This window comes from Blautia sp. OF03-13, assembly GCF_003460685.1.
Lineage (GTDB): Bacteria > Bacillota > Clostridia > Lachnospirales > Lachnospiraceae > Fusicatenibacter > Fusicatenibacter saccharivorans.
This window is the reverse complement of record NZ_QTVR01000005.1, coordinates 1-16932: the sequence shown is the minus strand read 5'-3', so window position 1 is coordinate 16932 and position 16932 is coordinate 1. Positions and strand designations below refer to the sequence as shown.

The 16932-nt window shown below is 51.7% G+C and carries 12 protein-coding genes, 1 tRNA gene and 1 pseudogene; 9 read left to right on the top strand and 5 right to left on the bottom strand.

Annotation, left to right across the window (positions count from 1 at the left end; all coding sequences use genetic code 11):
* The first annotated feature begins 59 nt into the window (after positions 1-59).
* The 7 genes from DXA55_RS04810 to DXA55_RS04780 all read left to right on the top strand — a co-directional run bounded on the left by DXA55_RS04810 (position 60) and on the right by DXA55_RS04780 (position 9930).
* The gene (locus DXA55_RS04810; RefSeq protein WP_022463121.1) at positions 60-1229 is read left to right on the top strand and encodes a galactokinase; all 1170 of its coding nucleotides are present in this window, start codon (positions 60-62) and stop codon (positions 1227-1229) included.
* 40 nt (positions 1230-1269) lie between these two features.
* Positions 1270-2763, top strand: a complete 1494-nt coding sequence (gene galT, locus DXA55_RS04805; protein WP_055219747.1) for a UDP-glucose--hexose-1-phosphate uridylyltransferase — start codon at positions 1270-1272, stop codon at positions 2761-2763.
* 74 nt (positions 2764-2837) lie between these two features.
* Complete coding sequence (galE, locus tag DXA55_RS04800; RefSeq protein WP_022463123.1) at positions 2838-3854, top strand: UDP-glucose 4-epimerase GalE; 1017 nt, start codon at positions 2838-2840, stop codon at positions 3852-3854.
* Positions 3855-4040: 186 nt separating this feature from the next.
* The gene (ftsH, locus tag DXA55_RS04795) at positions 4041-5999 is read left to right on the top strand and encodes an ATP-dependent zinc metalloprotease FtsH (protein ID WP_117813181.1); all 1959 of its coding nucleotides are present in this window, start codon (positions 4041-4043) and stop codon (positions 5997-5999) included.
* Positions 6000-6091: 92 nt separating this feature from the next.
* Entirely contained in the window at positions 6092-7951 is a 1860-nt protein-coding gene (uvrC, locus tag DXA55_RS04790; protein WP_055219750.1) for an excinuclease ABC subunit UvrC, read from the top strand.
* Between the two features lie 94 nt (positions 7952-8045).
* Entirely contained in the window at positions 8046-8981 is a 936-nt protein-coding gene (hprK, locus tag DXA55_RS04785) for an HPr(Ser) kinase/phosphatase (protein WP_022463126.1), read from the top strand.
* Between the two features lie 4 nt (positions 8982-8985).
* On the top strand, positions 8986-9930 hold the full coding sequence (locus DXA55_RS04780; protein WP_117813179.1) for an ROK family glucokinase: 945 nt from the start codon (positions 8986-8988) through the stop codon (positions 9928-9930).
* Between the two features lie 552 nt (positions 9931-10482).
* Here the strand turns inward: DXA55_RS04780 and DXA55_RS04775 are convergent.
* Positions 10483-12396: pseudogene (locus DXA55_RS04775) on the bottom strand (transglycosylase domain-containing protein); the annotation flags it as partial.
* A 409-nt stretch (positions 12397-12805) separates the two neighbouring features.
* Here DXA55_RS04775 and DXA55_RS04770 point away from each other — a divergent pair.
* Positions 12806-13501: a YigZ family protein gene (locus DXA55_RS04770; RefSeq protein WP_117760495.1), complete on the top strand. Its 696-nt coding sequence runs from the start codon at positions 12806-12808 to the stop codon at positions 13499-13501.
* A gap of 13 nt (positions 13502-13514) precedes the next feature.
* Positions 13515-14543 (top strand): S66 family peptidase, encoded by a 1029-nt coding sequence (locus tag DXA55_RS04765; protein ID WP_117509660.1) that lies wholly within the window; start codon positions 13515-13517, stop codon positions 14541-14543.
* Positions 14544-14615: 72 nt separating this feature from the next.
* On the opposite strand, the gene DXA55_RS04760 is transcribed toward DXA55_RS04765, so the two are convergent.
* The 4 genes from DXA55_RS04760 to DXA55_RS04745 all read right to left on the bottom strand — a co-directional run bounded on the left by DXA55_RS04760 (position 14616) and on the right by DXA55_RS04745 (position 16880).
* Positions 14616-15299, bottom strand: coding sequence for a Crp/Fnr family transcriptional regulator (locus DXA55_RS04760; protein ID WP_117509659.1), 684 nt, complete (start codon positions 15297-15299; stop codon positions 14616-14618).
* Positions 15300-15451: 152 nt separating this feature from the next.
* Positions 15452-15769: a thioredoxin gene (gene trxA / locus DXA55_RS04755; RefSeq protein WP_117509658.1), complete on the bottom strand. Its 318-nt coding sequence runs from the start codon at positions 15767-15769 to the stop codon at positions 15452-15454.
* A gap of 108 nt (positions 15770-15877) precedes the next feature.
* Positions 15878-16726 carry an NAD(+) diphosphatase gene (gene nudC, locus DXA55_RS04750; RefSeq protein WP_055226996.1) on the bottom strand — a complete coding sequence of 283 codons (849 nt, stop codon included), beginning with the start codon at positions 16724-16726 and terminating at the stop codon, positions 15878-15880.
* Between the two features lie 82 nt (positions 16727-16808).
* Positions 16809-16880 (bottom strand) — tRNA-Gly (locus DXA55_RS04745).
* Positions 16881-16932 lie beyond the last annotated feature (52 nt).

Sequence of the window (16932 nt, the reverse complement as noted above, 5' to 3'; positions counted from 1 at the left end):
CACAACACACAAAACGAAACCATGAAAACAACACACCAAAAAGAAAAGGAGACAACAAAATGAAACAGCAGGTACTGGATTGTTTTGCAAAACTGTTCGGGGGAGAGGGCGACATCCGCACCTACTTCGCACCTGGACGTGTGAACCTGATCGGTGAGCACACCGATTACAACGGAGGCCACGTATTTCCATGCGCACTGACCATCGGAACCTACATGGCAGCAAGAAAACGTGACGACAGAAAGCTTCGTTTTTACTCTATGAACTTTGAAAAACTTGGCGTGGTAGAATCTTCTCTCGATGAATTCCTGATGGGAAAAGAAGGCAACTGGACCGCATATCCGAAGGGAATGATGTGGGCATTTTGCCAGAAGGGCTTCCCGGTAGAGCAGGGCTTCGATATCGTGCTCTACGGAAACATTCCGAATGGCTCCGGCCTTTCCTCTTCCGCATCCGTTGAGACCGTAACCGGCGTAATGCTGCGTGACATGTTCGGCTACGACACCATCTCCATGATCGACATCGCTCTGTACGGCCAGTTCTCCGAGAACAATTACAACGGCGTCAACTGCGGTATCATGGATCAGTTCGCCATCGCCATGGGCAAAAAGGACTGTGCGATCTTTCTTGACACCAGCGATCTGAAATATGAGTACGCACCGGTTAAACTGGAAGGCGCAAGAATTGTCATCTCCTGCAGCAACAAGAAACGCGGCCTTGGCGACTCCAAATACAACGAGCGCCGCAGCGAGTGCGAGACTGCTCTGGCTGAGATTCAGAAAGTCAAAGACATCAAGAGCCTTGGCGAGCTGACCGAGGAAGAGTTTGAGGCAGTGAAAGATGCCATCAAAGATCCGGTCCGCCAGAAACGTGCAAAACATGCTGTTTACGAGAACCAGAGAACCGTTCAGGCCGTTGCAGCTTTAAAGGCAAACGACATCGCAAAATTCGGCGAGCTGATGAACGCATCCCACGTTTCCCTGCGTGATGACTATGAGGTAACCGGCATCGAGCTGGATACTCTTGTGGAAGAAGCATGGAACTGCCCGGGTGTCATCGGATCCCGTATGACAGGCGCAGGCTTCGGCGGATGCACCGTCAGCATCGTAAAAACAGAAGATATTGACAACTTCATCGCAAAAGTAGGCGCAGCTTACAAAGAAAAAATCGGCTATGCCGCAGACTTCTATGTCGTAGACATCGGAGACGGCGCAGGCGTATTAAAATAAGAAATAAAAAAGCTGGATCGGCAGCAGGGAGGAAGCTACAGTGATTAACGAGAGTATTGCAAAACTGGTAAAATATGGAGAAAATGCCGGTCTTGTTTCGGGACTGGATAAAATCTATGCGACAAACCGGATTCTGGAAGTCATGCAGATTTCCGATTACGAAGAGCCGGAGCAGATTCCGGAGACCCCGGATCTGGAAGAGACTTTAAATGAACTGCTTGATGATGCAGCTAAGCGCGGTCTTCTCGAACACAACAGCGTCGTTTACCGCGATCTGTTCGATACGAAACTGATGGACTGCCTGATGCCGCGCCCAGGAGAGGTGGTAAAGAAGTTTGAGGAACTCTATGCGAAGAGCCCGCAGGAGGCAACCGATTACTTCTACAAACTGAGCCAGGATTCCAACTACATCCGCAGATACCGCATCGCAAAGGATATCCGCTGGAGCGTACCGAGTGCCTACGGCGATATTGATATCTCGATCAACCTCTCCAAACCGGAGAAGGACCCGAAGGCGATCGCGGCTGCAAAACTGGCAAAACAGAGCGGTTATCCGAAATGCCTGCTCTGCAAGGAGAATGTGGGCTATGCGGGACGCGTCAACCACCCGGCGCGCCAGAACCACCGCATCATTCCGCTGACGATCAATCAGACGGAGTGGGGATTCCAGTACTCGCCATATGTGTATTACAATGAGCACTGCATCGTGTTCAATTTCCAGCATAACCCGATGAAGATCGAGCGCGCGACCTTTGTGAAGCTGTTTGACTTTATCAAGCTGTTTCCGCACTACTTCATCGGTTCCAATGCGGATCTGCCGATCGTGGGAGGCTCCATTTTAAGCCACGATCATTATCAGGGCGGCCACTATACCTTCGCAATGGCGAAAGCGCCGATCGAGCGCCATTTTACCATCAAAGGATACGAGGATGTGGAAACCGGCATCGTCAAATGGCCGCTGTCCGTCATCCGGATCCGCCACAAAGATGAGAAACGGCTGATCGATCTGGCAGAGCATATCCTGAACTGCTGGAGAGGTTACACGGATGAGGATGCGTTTGTATTCGCCGAGACTGACGGAGAGCCGCACAACACGATCACGCCGATCGCAAGAAAAGTGGGCGATACGTTCGAACTCGATCTGGCACTGCGCAACAACATCACGACGGACGAATGCCCGCTCGGTGTTTACCATCCGCATGCACAGTATCATCACATCAAAAAAGAGAACATCGGCCTTATTGAGGTTATGGGACTTGCGATTCTGCCGGCGCGCTTAAAAGATGAGCTGGAAGAGCTTTCCAAATGCCTTGTAGAGGGAAAAGATGTCCGCGCTGTCGCAGAGCTTGAGAAACATGCCGACTGGGTAGACGAATTCCTGCCGCGCCATCCGGAGCTGAACAGCGAAAATGTGATGGATATCCTGAAAGAGGAAGTCGGAAAAGTCTTTGTCGGCGTACTCGAGGATGCCGGCGTTTACAAGTGCACCGAGGAAGGCAGAAGTGCATTTGCAAAATTCATGGAAACGTTGTAGAATAAACTAAATGCTTCAATTAACCCGCTGCGGCAAAAAAAGCAGCAGCGAAGGAAAACATGGAGGATACCAAAATGAAAATCTTAGTTACTGGCGGTGCAGGCTATATTGGAAGCCACACCTGTGTGGAACTGCTGAACGCAGGCTATGACGTTGTTGTCATGGACAACCTTTACAATGCAAGCGAGAAAGCCATCGAGCGTGTAGAACAGATTACCGGAAAGAAAGTAACCTTCTACAAAACCGATATGCTGGACCGCGAAGGCGTAAAGAAAATTTTCGACAACGAGAAAATTGACGCTGTCATCCATTTCGCAGGCTTAAAAGCAGTCGGCGAGTCCGTACATAAACCGATTGAATATTATCACAACAACATGACCGGAACCCTGATTCTCTGCGATGAGATGAGAAACCATGGCGTAAAGAACATCATCTTCAGTTCTTCTGCAACCGTATACGGCAATCCGGCACAGATTCCGATCACCGAGGAGTGCCCGAAGGGAACCCCGACCAACCCATACGGCTGGACAAAAAGCATGCTCGAGCAGGTTCTGACCGACATCCACACCGCAGATCCGGAATGGAATGTTATCCTGCTTCGTTACTTCAACCCGATCGGAGCGCATAAGAGCGGCCTTATCGGAGAGGATCCGAAGGGCATCCCGAACAACCTGCTTCCGTATGTCGCACAGGTTGCCATCGGAAAACTCGAGTGCATCGGCGTTTTCGGTGATGACTACGATACTCCGGACGGAACTGGTGTCCGCGATTACATCCATGTTGTTGACCTGGCACGCGGCCATGTAAAAGCCATCCAGAAACTGGCTGACAACGAGGGCGTTTCCATTTACAACCTCGGAACCGGTAAAGGCTACAGCGTACTCGATGTGATCCACGCATTCGAGAAAGCATGCGGCCATCCGCTGAAATACGAAATCAAACCGCGCCGTGACGGTGATATCGCAACCTGCTACTCCAAATGCGACAAAGCAAAAGAGGAGCTTGGCTGGGAGGCTGAGTACGGCATCGAGGAGATGTGTGCCGATTCCTGGAACTGGCAGCAGAAGAATCCGAACGGATATAACGACTAATGTAATGTGAGTGTTATCTGGCGGTCCGCCGATACTTGAAAGAGTGTCGGCGGGCCGTTTTTGTATAGATAAATTCAGTCTTTTTTCACAAAGTCCGGCTTGCTAATTAAGAGGGAATCCGATATAATGTAAGAGTTAAAGTGTCCGTAAAAAAGAGGGGCGGTTTGACATACAAGGAGGAAAAGCATGGACGATAGAAAAAATCAGAACCGGGAACCAGAAAAAGGCTCCGGGGGAGGACCGAAAAACAGACAGACGATACTCATTATCCTGATCTGCCTCCTCGTCAGCCTGATGGTGATGGGACTTCTGAACAATGCCCTTGGGGGAATTACTTCCGAGGATCTTGACTATAGCAAATTCCTGGACATGGTAAACAACGATGAAGTGCAGGAAGTTGTCTTGAAATCGGGAACACTGACCGTAACGCCGAAAGACCAGAAATCGGAGGGAATCACCTATCAGGTAACGATGATGGGAGATGAGCAGGAACTGGTCGATCTGTTACAGGAGAAAGGCATTACGTACCACAAAGATCCGCCGGATTCTACCGGAACGATTATTTACACATTGCTGACCGTCATTCTGCCGGTTGTGATGCTTGTCGCTGTCATGGTATGGGTGATGCGCAGCATGAACAAAGGCGGCGGAGTCATGGGCGTAGGAAAGAGCAGAGCAAAGGCCTACGTACAGAAAGAAACCGGCGTGACATTCCGCGATGTTGCGGGACAGGACGAGGCAAAAGAATCGCTCCAGGAGGTTGTGGATTTCCTGCATAACCCTGGAAAATACACGACAATCGGTGCAAAACTTCCGAAAGGAGCGCTTCTTGTAGGCCCTCCTGGAACCGGAAAAACACTGCTTGCCAAAGCCGTAGCCGGTGAGGCGCACGTACCGTTTTTCTCGATGTCCGCTTCGGAATTTGTCGAGATGTTCGTCGGTGTCGGTGCATCGCGTGTGCGTGACCTGTTTGAGGAAGCAAAGAAAAACGCACCGTGCATCATCTTTATCGATGAGATCGATGCGATCGGAAAGAGCCGTGACAACAGCTACAACAGCAACGACGAGCGGGAGCAGACGTTAAACCAGCTCCTCGCCGAGATGGACGGATTCGACAGCTCCAAGGGTATTCTGATCCTTGCGGCCACAAACCGCCCGGAGGTTCTTGACCCGGCGCTGCTGCGTCCAGGCCGTTTTGACCGCCGGATTATCGTAGAAAGACCGGACCTGAAAGGCCGTGTGGAAATCCTGAAAGTACACGCCAAGAACGTATCGCTCGATGAGACGGTTGATCTCGACGGCATCGCACTTGCGACATCGGGAGCCGTTGGCTCTGATCTTGCAAATATGATCAACGAGGCAGCGATTCTTGCGGTCAAGAACGGAAGAAAAGCCGTTTCCCAGAAGGATCTTCTCGAGGCAGTCGAGGTTGTCCTCGTCGGAAAAGAGAAGAAGGACCGCATCTTAAGCCAGGAAGAGCGAAAGATCGTTTCCTACCACGAGGTAGGCCACGCACTTGTTACTGCACTGCAGAAGGATTCCGAGCCGGTACAGAAAATCACGATTGTGCCGCGTACGATGGGTGCGCTCGGCTACGTCATGCAGGTGCCGGAGGAGGAGAAATACCTCAACACGAAGAGCGAACTCGAGGCGATGATCGTCGAGTGCCTCGGTGGAAGAGCGGCAGAGGAGATCGTATTCGGCAACGTGACAACGGGAGCTTCGAATGATATCGAGAAAGCGACGAAGATTGTCCGCGCGATGATCACGCAGTACGGTATGTCGGAGAAATTCGGTTTGATCGGTCTTGCGACCCAGCAGAATCAGTACCTCGACGGAAGAATGGTCTTAAACTGCGGCGATGCCACAGCAACCGAAATCGACCACGAGGTCATGAAGATCTTGAAAGAGTCGTATGAGCAGGCAAAAGAACTTCTGGCAGCTAACCGCGATGCGATGGATGAAATCGCAGCTTACCTGATCCAGAAAGAGACGATCACCGGAAAAGAATTTATGGAGATTTTTCATCAGGTGATTGCAAAACGGAATGGAAACGCGGAAGAAGCGGTTGAAAATCCAGAAAATACAGAAACAGAAAATACAGCACTTCCGGAGGCGGATTTTACCGTAAACCCAGAAGTATAAAAAGAAAGCGAAAAGGCCCGGCGGGAGCAGAGAAAACGATCTCTGCACGCTGGGCATTTTCAACATTACAGTCCCAAAAAGAGGAGGGTCATATGGCGTTTGATATCCAGGAAGAACTGAAAAAACTGCCGGGGAAACCCGGCGTCTATCTGATGCACGACGCGGACGATACAATTATCTACGTAGGAAAGGCGATTTCGCTGAAAAACCGTGTCCGCCAGTATTTCCAGACGAGCCGCAACAAAGGGCCGAAGATTGAGCGGATGGTCACGCATATCGCCCGTTTTGAGTATATTGTGACGGATTCCGAACTGGAGGCGCTCGTGCTGGAGTGCAACCTTATCAAAGAGCACCGTCCGAAATACAATACGATGCTGAAAGATGACAAGGCGTACCCGTACATTAAGGTGACCGTGAACGAGGATTTTCCACGCATTCTGTTTTCCCATCAGATGAAGAAGGACAAGGCGAAATATTTCGGCCCGTACACGAGCGCCGGAGCTGTGAAAGATACGATCGAACTGTTGCGGAAGCTGTACGATATCCGTTCCTGCAATAAGAGCCTGCCAAAGGAGATCGGCAAGGACCGCCCGTGTCTTTACTATCACATCCACCAGTGTAAGGCGCCGTGCCAGGGATACATTTCCAAAGAAGAGTACGGCGAGCAGATCAAAAAGGCGATCAGTTTTCTGAATGGAAATTACAATGACATTATCAAAGAGCTGACTGGAAAAATGACGGAGGCGGCTGAGGAGATGCGGTTCGAGCAGGCGGCGGAGTACCGTGATCTGATCGACAGCGTGCGCAGGATCGGCGAGCGGCAGAAGATTACGAACAGTGACGGCGAGGACAAGGATGTCATTGCGCTTGCGATGGACAAAGAGGATGCGGTGGCGCAGGTCTTCTTTATCCGGAACGGAAAGCTGATCGGGCGGGAGCATTATTATCTGCGGATCGGCGAGGAGGAGCAGAAAAGCGAGGTGCTGCTCACGTTTATGAAACAGTTCTATTCCGGCACGCCGTTCATCCCGCGGGAAATCATGATTTCCGAGGAGATTGCCGAGCAGGAGCTGATGGAAGAGTATTTAAGCAGCAAACGGGGCCAGAAGGTCCGCATCCGCGTGCCGAAAAAGGGCAGCAAGGAAAAAATGGTGGAACTGGCAGAGCGGAACGCACAGATCGTTCTCGACCAGGACCGCGAGCGGATCAAGCGGGAAGAGGGTCGGACGGTCGGTGCCGTAAAAGAGATCGCCAGATGGCTGAACCTGCCGTCGATCGACCGCATCGAGGCGTACGATATCTCCAATATCAGCGGTTTCCAGTCGGTCGGCTCGATGATCGTCTACGAGAAAGGAAAGCCAAAGCGCGCCGATTACCGAAAATTCAAGATCAAGTCCGTCGAGGGACCGAACGATTACGCCAGTATGAAAGAGGTCTTAAGCCGCCGTTTTCTGCGCGGCATCCAGGAGGACAGCGGTTTCGAGCGGCTGCCGGACCTGATCATGATGGACGGTGGACGCGGCCAGGTTAACATTGCACTTGAGGTGCTTGAAGAAATGGATCTTGCGATTCCGGTCTGCGGTATGGTAAAGGACGACAAGCACCGCACGAGGGGTCTGTATTTCCGAAACGTGGAAATCCCGATCGACCGGAACAGCGAGGGCTTCAAACTGATCACACGCGTGCAGGACGAGGCGCACCGCTTTGCAATCGAATACCACCGCCTGCTGCGGAGTAAGGGCCAGGTCCACTCCATTCTCGACGACATCCCGGGCATCGGGCCGACAAGACGGAAAGAGCTGATGCGCCATTTTCAGGGAATTGATGATATCAAGGCGGCAACCGTGGAAGAACTTTCCGGACTTCCGGGCATGAATAAAAAGGCGGCGGAGCAGGTTTACACATTCTTTCACGCACCTGCACAGGAGGAAAATGAGGATTCGTCAAAATAGTTAAATTTCTAGGTTGCCCGTGATGCTTTATTGTGCTAAAATCATAGAAGAGACGGATTTAAAAAGACGTCGAATGAAGTCGGAGGACAGGAAAATGAAAGAAATTGAAATGACCAAAATGGTGGAGGAAATGGATCTCCGCAACCTGACACCAGAGGTTGATATGACAGATCTTGTCATTGCCACACCGGATATCAACCGTCCTGCACTGCAGCTGACCGGTTACTATGAGCATTTTGCCAATGAGCGTGTGCAGATCATCGGTTATGTAGAGTTCACGTATCTGCAGCATCTTGAAGAGAGCGAGCGCGTCCGCGCGTTTGAAGAGTTTGTAAGCCGCAAGATCCCATGTGTCATTTTCACCACGAAGATGATTCCGGGACCGGAAATTCTGGAGCTGTGCAATCGTTATCAGGTACCGGCCTTTGCGGTAGACAAATCGACTTCCGTTTTCATGGCTGAAATCATCCGCTGGCTGAATGTCCAGCTTGCCCCGATGATCTCCATCCACGGCGTGCTGGTCGATGTATTCGGCGAGGGCGTTCTGATCATGGGCGAGAGCGGAATCGGAAAGAGCGAGGCTGCACTGGAGCTGATCAAACGAGGCCATCGTCTCGTCAGCGATGATGTGGTTGAAATCAGCCGTGTCAGCGACATTACGCTGGTCGGAACGGCACCGGATATCACGCGTCATTTTATCGAGCTGCGCGGTATCGGTATCATCGACGTCAAGACGCTGTTTGGTGTCGAGAGCGTAAAGGATACCCAGTCTATCGACCTTGTTATCAAGCTTGAAGAGTGGGACAAAGAGAAAGAATACGACCGTCTGGGCCTGGAAGAAGAGTATATTGAGTTCCTTGGAAACAAGGTTGTCTGCCATTCCCTTCCGATCCGTCCGGGCCGTAACCTGGCGATCATCGTAGAAACCGCTGCTGTCAACCACAGACAGAAGAAGATGGGCTACAATGCCGCACAGGAGCTGTACCGCCGTGTACAGGCTAACTTAGTGAAAAAAAGAGAGGAGAAGTAAGAAAATGGCAAACTATGTATTTGGAATCGATGTTGGGGGTACTTCAGTAAAATGCGGACTGTTCCAGACAGACGGAACTCTGTTGGAAAAATGGGAAATCCCGACCCGCACCGAAAACGGCGGAAGCGAAATTCTGCCGGATATCGCAAAAAGCGTAAAAGCAAAAATGGCTGAGAAGGGTATCGTAGCAGATGATGTTGCCGGTGTCGGCATTGACGTACCTGGCCCGGTTAATGACAAAGGTGAGCTTTCCATCGCAGTCAACCTGAACTGGGGATATAAAAATATCGTAAAAGAGCTTTCCGACGAACTCGGCGGAATGGCAGTAAAAGCAGCAAACGACGCAAACGCAGCAGCTCTCGGTGAGATGTGGGCAGGCGGCGGAAAGGGAAGCAAGAACCTGGTTATGGTTACCCTTGGAACCGGTGTCGGCGGCGGAATCATCGTGGACGGCAAGATCGTAGCAGGTGCTCACGGCGCAGGCGGCGAGGTTGGTCATGCATGTGTTGAGCCGGAAGAAGAAGCGGTCTGCAACTGCGGAAACCACGGATGCCTCGAGCAGATGACATCTGCAACCGGTATCGTTCGTCTGGCAAAGAAATATCTGGCATCCCATGATACTCCGTCTTCTTTAAGAGAAAGAGGAGAGTCCATCAGTGCAAAAGCTGTCTTTGATGCATTAAAAGAAGGCGATGCAGCAGCAGAAGCAATCGTTCAGGAGTTCTCCGAGTACCTCGGAAGAGCACTTGCAGTATTCGCATGCGTTGTTGACCCGGAAGTTATCGTAGTCGGCGGCGGTGTATCCAAAGCAGGCCAGATCCTGATCGACGGCGTAGCTAAATACTACCGTGAAGCAGCATTCATTGCATGCAAAGATACCCCGATCGTACTCGCTTCCCTTGGAAACGATGCTGGTATCTACGGCGCAGCAAAAATGCTGATTGACTAATTGATTCAGATGGAAAAAGAAGTATAGAAAAACCGGTCCTGCTGGCATATGCCAGAGGGCCGGTTTTTTGTGTATAGACTGACTGAAAAAGTTATTCGGAAGAGCCGCTCTCTTCGGACTGCGGCTGTACTTCCGATATCTCCGCCGGGGTATCCGGTTCTGACGGTGCATCAGGGGTATCCGGTGTGTCAGGAGTCTCCGGTGTATTAGAAGGCGGATCGGCAGGTGTTTCGGGCGGAGCCGGAGTTTCCTGCGGTGTCTCCGTCGGTGTCGGGGTTGCCTGCGGAGTTGATGCTGCAGAAGGGGTTCTGGTCGGCGTCGGTGTTGAGGCCGGCGCGGTGTAGTGGCCCTTGCAACGCTCGGTCGGCAGATCGGATACCGCAAAGTATTCGGTGATGGACGGGCAGCTTGAGCGGGCGAGCAGGCCGGTCTTCGTACAGATCGTTGCCTCCTGTACTGTTGCGGAAGTTTCGAAATCCATATCGGCAAGGCCTCGTGGATTTCATTCATGACCTTTGCCCAGAGACGTTTGTGGAATTCACGGTCGCTCTCCGGAAACTCCGCGTGTGTATCATACGTTGCCCAGATGGCAGCGGTATAATATGGTGTAAAGCCTGCAAAGACGAGATCCTTGGCCTCGTTCGTCGTACCGGTTTTTCCGGCTGCGTGCATATTGTCGAGGCGGGCGGCAACACCGGTACCTTTTTCCAGAACATCCTCCATGGCATTGGTGAGGAGGGAGGCAGTGCTTGCCTTGAAGACCTGCGTTGCCTTGTTTTCTGTGTTGTCAATTAAAACATTTCCCTTGCTGTCGGTAACCTTTGTGTAGAACACCGGCTTGCGGTACTGGCCGCCGTCTGCGATTGCCGCGTAGGCTGCCGTCAGTTCGAGATCACTGACACCGTAGGTGATACCGCCGAGAGCCAGCGGCTGGATCACATCGTATTCCTCGGAGAGTTTGGAAAAACCAAGCTTCTTCAGATAATCAAAGCCGACCTTCGGCGTAAGCTCGGTCAGTACTTTGACGGCCGGGATATTGATGGAATTGATGATCGCCTGGCGGACGGTAACATCACCATGGTAGGTAAGATCCGAGTTCTGCAGCGGTGTGCCGTCACTGTAGTTGAACGGCTCATCCTTAATTACCGTAGCGAGTGTAATCTTTCCAAGGTCGAGCGCCGGTCCGTACGCGGAAAGAATCTTGAACGTGGAACCCGGCTGGGAATAATTATCGGTTGCGCGGTTGAAGGTAAGACTTGCTGTTTTTTCGCCGCGTCCGCCGACGATGGCTTTCACGTAACCGGTGCGCTGATCCATAACGGTCATGCACGCCTGCGGCTGCGGGGTGAAGCTGCTGCGCTCGGCAACAATCGTATCGCCTTCCTGCATGATAGCGGCTTTGTACTGGTCGATATAGCTCTGTGCCTCCTCCTGGGAGTCAAAGAGCAGATCGAAACTCGGATCGCTGTTGCGGAAGTAGAGCTGCAGCATCTCTTTGCTGTAGTTCTGTACCTCGCCGTCTGCCTGCTCTACGGTGAGCGCCCAGTCGAGACCGATCTGCGTGTTCGCCGGGAAGTTCTCCGGATTCTGGAATTCCGTATCGAGAATCGACTGCATGTAGGAATCCTGTGTGGTATAGATTTTGAGGCCGCCGCTGTAGACAACGTTCTTTGCCTGCACTTCGGTGTAGCCTTTCTGTACCATCAGATCGTTGATCAGGTTGGTGATGACTTCATCGATAAAGTAGGAGTACGGCGCGCTCTCCGCCTGGGACTGCGTGTGCATGGCGATGCGGTCGTAAACATTGTCGTTCATGGCAATGGTGTATTCTTCTTCGGTGATGTAGCCCTGCTCTTTCATGTTGTTCAGGATCTTGTCGCGGCGCTGCTGGTTTTTCTCCGGGTGGTTTTTCGGATTATATGCCGTCGGCGCCTTTGGAATTGCGGCAAGAACGGCGCATTCAGAGAGCGTCAGATCTTTTGCATCCTTTCCGAAATACGTCTGCGCTGCCGTCTGGACACCGTAGCAGCCGGAACCTAAGTTGATCGTATTCAGATAATTTTCCAGAATAACGTCTTTGGCGTTTTCACCCTCTGCAGTCAGTGTTTTTTCCAGCTTCAGCGCCAGGTACTGTTCCTGGATCTTCCGCTTGAAGCTCTGCATCCGCGTCTCTTCCATCCAGTCAGTGAAAACATTGTTTTTTAAGAGCTGCTGTGTGATCGTGCTGGCGCCCTCGGTAAAATGAAAGCCGTGGCTGACGCCGACAACGAAAGCACGGATGATACCGCTCGGATCGATGCCGTTGTGCTCATAAAAACGGGCATCCTCAACCGCGACGATCGCGTGCTGCATATCGAGCGGAATCTCCTCAATCGAAATCGAGACACGGTTTCCCTGAGCCCCGGTCAGCTTCTGTACCTGGTTGCCGTCAGCATCGTAGATAAACGACGCGTTGCCGAGCGGCATGATATTTGCCTCCGAGATATCAGGGGCACTGTCAATCACGCCGCGGACAGCGCCGATCACAAGCCCGGCACCGCAGACGAGAACGACAAGAAGAAGACAGAACGCGATGCGCAGCGCCGTCACGCCGGCCGTCTTTTCAATCTTTCCGTAATGGGACCGCAGATCTTCACGTTTGTCTTCCAGATGACTTTTTCCAAAGTGCATATAGAAAATCCTCCTTATGTCATGTTCCTGCAAAACTGATTTAGTTCAGTAATCAATGGTGTTCCTGCCCTGCAAAAAGCAGGGTATACTTATTTTTATTATACCAAATAAAGGGCTGGAATAAAAGTATTTCTGAAAAGAATGCTGATTTTTCAGAAATGATATGGTAAGATAGGTACATATTTGGGTGAAGGAGTAAGGACATATGATCGATCAGTTTCGGACGGTTTACCGGGGTGGAACCGGGGAAATCGTGGAGAAGAAATCACGTTTTATTGCGACGGTGCGTCTGGTGGAATCTGAGGAGGAGGCACTTTCCTGCCTGGAAGCTCTGCGGAAAAAATACTGGGATGCGCGGCATAACTGTTTTGTGTATATTATTGGAGAAAATCAGGAGACGGTGCGCTGCAGCGACGACGGGGAGCCTTCCGGCACGGCAGGGCGGCCGATGCTCGATGTGGTACAGGGAGCAGGCCTCCGCAATGTGCTTGTTGTGGTGACGCGGTATTTCGGCGGTACGCTGCTGGGAACGGGCGGCCTGGTGCGCGCGTACTCGCAGGCGGTGCAGGAGGGGCTGGCAAACAGTGTTCTGATTGACGAGATCTGCGGCGTGCGGCTGTTGATTGAGACGGATTACAACGGCATCGGTAAAATCCAGTATCTGCTCGGCCAGCGGGGGATTCCGATTCTGGAATCCGAGTACACCGATCAGGTGAAAATCCGCGTTCTCGTTCCGAAAACGGAGGTGGACCGTCTCTGCGCGGAGATTACCGAGGGGACGAACGGAAAGGCAAAACTGGAAAAAGAAGAGGAGCTGTACTTTGCGCAGAACGACGGAGAGCTGATCTTCGGGGATGAGCTGACGCAGTATAAGAATCTGGAGGCAGAAGAATTAGGATAAAGGAGGATGCGATATGAGGTTTCCGGAAAATCTGAAAAAGGGCGGAACGATCGGCTTTGTGGCACCATCGTTTGGATGCACAACAGAGCCATACAAGTCTGCATTTGCAAATGCACAGAAAAAATGGAAAGAGATGGGATATCAGCTGGATCTTGGGCCAAACTGCTATGCAGAGCACGGCATCGGAATCAGCGCGGCACCGGAGGAGTGCGGAAAAGAGCTGACGGAATATTATGTCAGTGAGAAGAATGACTGTCTGATTTCCTGCGGCGGCGGAGAGCTGATGTGCGAGGATCTCGATTACGTGGATTTTGAAAAGATCAGAAAGGCACCGGCGAAATGGTATCTCGGCTATTCTGACAATACGCATTTTACGTATCTTCTGCCGACCATCTGCGATACGGCGGCTGTTTACGGTCCGTGTGCGAGTGATTTCGGCATGGAGCCGTGGCATAAATCCGTAGCGGATGCGTTTGGCGTACTGACGGGAGAAGTGCGTACCGTCCGCGGCTATGAGGGATGGGAAAGAGACGATGCGAAGGGCAGAAGCGAGGAAAATCCGTATCTGCCGTACCAGATTACAGAACCGCGCGTTCTGCGCCGCTTCCCGGATGCGGACAGTGCATTTGAGGGACGACTCATCGGCGGCTGTCTCGACTGTCTCGTCAATATTCTTGGAACGAAGTACGACGGAACGGTTGATTTTGTGGAAAAATATAAAGAGGACGGTTTTGTCTGGTTTCTGGAAGCGTGCGATCTGAACGTCTTTGCGATCCGCCGCGCAATCTGGCAGATGGAGCACGCCGGCTGGTTCCAATATGTGAAAGGCTTTCTGATTGGCCGCCCGCTGCAGTTCGGACAGAAATTCGGGGAACTCGACCAGTACCGCGCCGTGACGGATCTGCTTGGAAAATACAACGTGCCGATCGTGATGGATCTCGACATCGGACACCTTCATCCGGCGATGCCGCTGATCGTCGGAAGTTATGCGAAGGTGGCCGTGGAAGGAAATGAGATTGAAATTAAGATGGAGTGCCGTTAGAACGCTTTTGAAAAATATTTTCTCGAGCGGCAGGGCAGAGCCTGTGGGAAAATGTCTGCGCGCGTAGAAGAACTATCGGCGCATCCGGCAGATGCCGCGGAGCTTTTTGACATCGAGAATCGTGACCGTGCCGCGGGAGAGTGCGACGATGCCGTCTTTCTCGAACGACTTTAAGGTGCGGGAAACGACCTCTCTGGCACTGCCGAGGTTCCGCGCGATCTGTTCGTGCGTGGTGGAGAGCACCGGGGAACCGGTGCGGATGCGTTCATCCTCGAGATATCCGGCAAGGCGCTGGTCAAGCCGCGTAAAGAGAAGCTGGCCCATCGCCCACATGACTTCGGAAAAATGCTCCGTTGTTTCCCGGTAAATGTAGTTTTCAACGTAAATATTCTGATTCAACAGTCTGCGGAACGTGCTGGCCGGAGTGATGAGAACTTTCGTCTCCTCCTCGGCCTCAATCAGAATATCAAAGCTGATTTCCTGCATCGCACAGGAGGCAGACAGCGTGCAGACTTCGCCGGGACCGGTGGTAAACAGGGTAATTTCCCGCTGCTCGCCGGACTGGATAAAGATGCGGAGCTTGCCGGAGAGGACAAGCAGAACGCCGAGACAGTCATCGTCACAGCTGTAGAGAAAATCGCCGCGCTGATACGTCGTCAGGACGGAAGAGAGCACGAGTGTCTGCTGTTCATCGGCGGTAAGCTTTGAATAAAATGGATAATGCTCCTGAAAACAGGATTCCAGAAAAGATGACATAAATAAAACTCCTTTCGGAAGAAGAACGTTCTTTTGTAAACTACGGCAGCAGCCGTTTCTTCCATGATAGAAAAGAACAGAAAGAAATGCAAGAAAAAACGTATCGGTTTTTGTGCCGATACGTTTTTTCTGCATTTCTAATATTACGCTGTTTATTTTACAGAGTTAATCAGTTCTTCCAGCTCCTCATAGGAAACGGCGCCGACGTTTTTCTTTACGAGCTCGCCGTTTTTGAAGAAAGCGAGGGTCGGAACGCTCATGACTTTAAAGGATCTTGCCAGCTCCGGTGCTTCGTCAACGTCTACTTTGTAGAACTGGATCTCCGGCATATCCTCAGCTGCCTCTTCGATGACCGGGGCGAGCATTTTGCACGGTCCGCACCAGGTAGCAAAGAAATCAACAACGGCAACGCCAGGTGCTGCCTGCAGAGCTTTTTCAAAGTTTTCGGATGTAACATGAATTAATGACATAATAGAAGTCCTCCTTTTTATTGTACGGGTAATTCCCGGTAAGTGTTTTCCTGTTATGTCTGTAGAATACCACAGCGGAACGGGAATTTCTGTGACTAAGTCACAAAACTATCTGGGTTCTTTTCCCTGGCGGAAACATTCGATCATTTCGCCGGTCAGGCTGATGAGATTTGGCGTTTCGGGCAGGGAACCGCGGTCAAACCATTCGGCAGTGGAGAGCTCGTCGCGGTCGAGGGTGATGGATGGATCGCCGTCTACATCGCAATAGAAGCCGGCAAGCAGCGAACCGCTGAAGGACCATGGCTGACTCTTATAGTATCTCAGATTTTTGACTTTCAATCCGACTTCCTCCATAACCTCGCGGTGCACCGTCTGTTCCAGTGTCTCGCCGACTTCTGTATAACCTGCGACGAGGGCATAGGAACGGTGGCTGCTGTGGGATGGCGCATACTTCGTGAGCAGCAGGCGGTCGCCATCAGTGATGGCGACAATGACGCTTGGGCAGATCACCGGATAGGAGAGTGCGCCGCAGGACGGGCACTGCATCGCACGTTCATTTCCGGGCGCGTGCATCTTGGTTCCGCAGCGGCCGCAGTAGGTGTGGTCTGTGTACCAGGTGTGGATCTGGTAGCCGGTGATGCCGGCGAATCCGAGCCATCCCGGAACGGCGCGGCGCAGAATCAGTGTGTTTTCATATTTCCAGATATCAAATTCCGAAAGCTGCGGGCGGCGCAGTTCATAGTAATTGGTTTCGTCGATACGGAACAGAAATTTTGCTTTTTCCCGGATTTCCGGGAAAACAGGTGCAATTTCTGCAATCGAAGGATAGCGGATCTGCGGATCTTCAAAATTGCACAGAATTGTGTGATGACCGTAGATGAAAACGAGATCGGTATCGTTCGGTGTGGAAGGGTGGTAATCTACATAATATTTATGCGGAGCGATATCCTGAATCATAAGAACTCCTTTCCTTGGTAAAAAAAGTTTTTGATAAAACAAAAAACCGAAATTCCTGTGAAGAAATTTCGGTAATAAAAAGAGCGCGAGACGGGATTCGAACCCGCGACCCCAACCTTGGCAAGGTTGTACTCCACCCCTGAGCCACTCGCGCATATACATCCTTTTGGATGAAGCGGGTGATGGGAATCGAACCCCACGTATCC

What these genes read in the sequence shown, in the direction of transcription:
- DXA55_RS04810 (WP_022463121.1), top strand. Translation starts at nt 60, where the DNA reads ATGAAACAGCAGGTACTGGATTGTTTTGCAAAACTGTTCGGGGGAGAG.
- galE (WP_022463123.1), top strand. Translation starts at nt 2,838, where the DNA reads ATGAAAATCTTAGTTACTGGCGGTGCAGGCTATATTGGAAGCCACACC.
- ftsH (WP_117813181.1), top strand. Translation starts at nt 4,041, where the DNA reads ATGGACGATAGAAAAAATCAGAACCGGGAACCAGAAAAAGGCTCCGGG.
- uvrC (WP_055219750.1), top strand. Translation starts at nt 6,092, where the DNA reads ATGGCGTTTGATATCCAGGAAGAACTGAAAAAACTGCCGGGGAAACCC.
- hprK (WP_022463126.1), top strand. Translation starts at nt 8,046, where the DNA reads ATGAAAGAAATTGAAATGACCAAAATGGTGGAGGAAATGGATCTCCGC.
- DXA55_RS04780 (WP_117813179.1), top strand. Translation starts at nt 8,986, where the DNA reads ATGGCAAACTATGTATTTGGAATCGATGTTGGGGGTACTTCAGTAAAA.
- DXA55_RS04770 (WP_117760495.1), top strand. Translation starts at nt 12,806, where the DNA reads ATGATCGATCAGTTTCGGACGGTTTACCGGGGTGGAACCGGGGAAATC.
- DXA55_RS04765 (WP_117509660.1), top strand. Translation starts at nt 13,515, where the DNA reads ATGAGGTTTCCGGAAAATCTGAAAAAGGGCGGAACGATCGGCTTTGTG.
- DXA55_RS04760 (WP_117509659.1), bottom strand. Translation starts at nt 15,299, where the DNA reads ATGTCATCTTTTCTGGAATCCTGTTTTCAGGAGCATTATCCATTTTAT.
- trxA (WP_117509658.1), bottom strand. Translation starts at nt 15,769, where the DNA reads ATGTCATTAATTCATGTTACATCCGAAAACTTTGAAAAAGCTCTGCAG.
- nudC (WP_055226996.1), bottom strand. Translation starts at nt 16,726, where the DNA reads ATGATTCAGGATATCGCTCCGCATAAATATTATGTAGATTACCACCCT.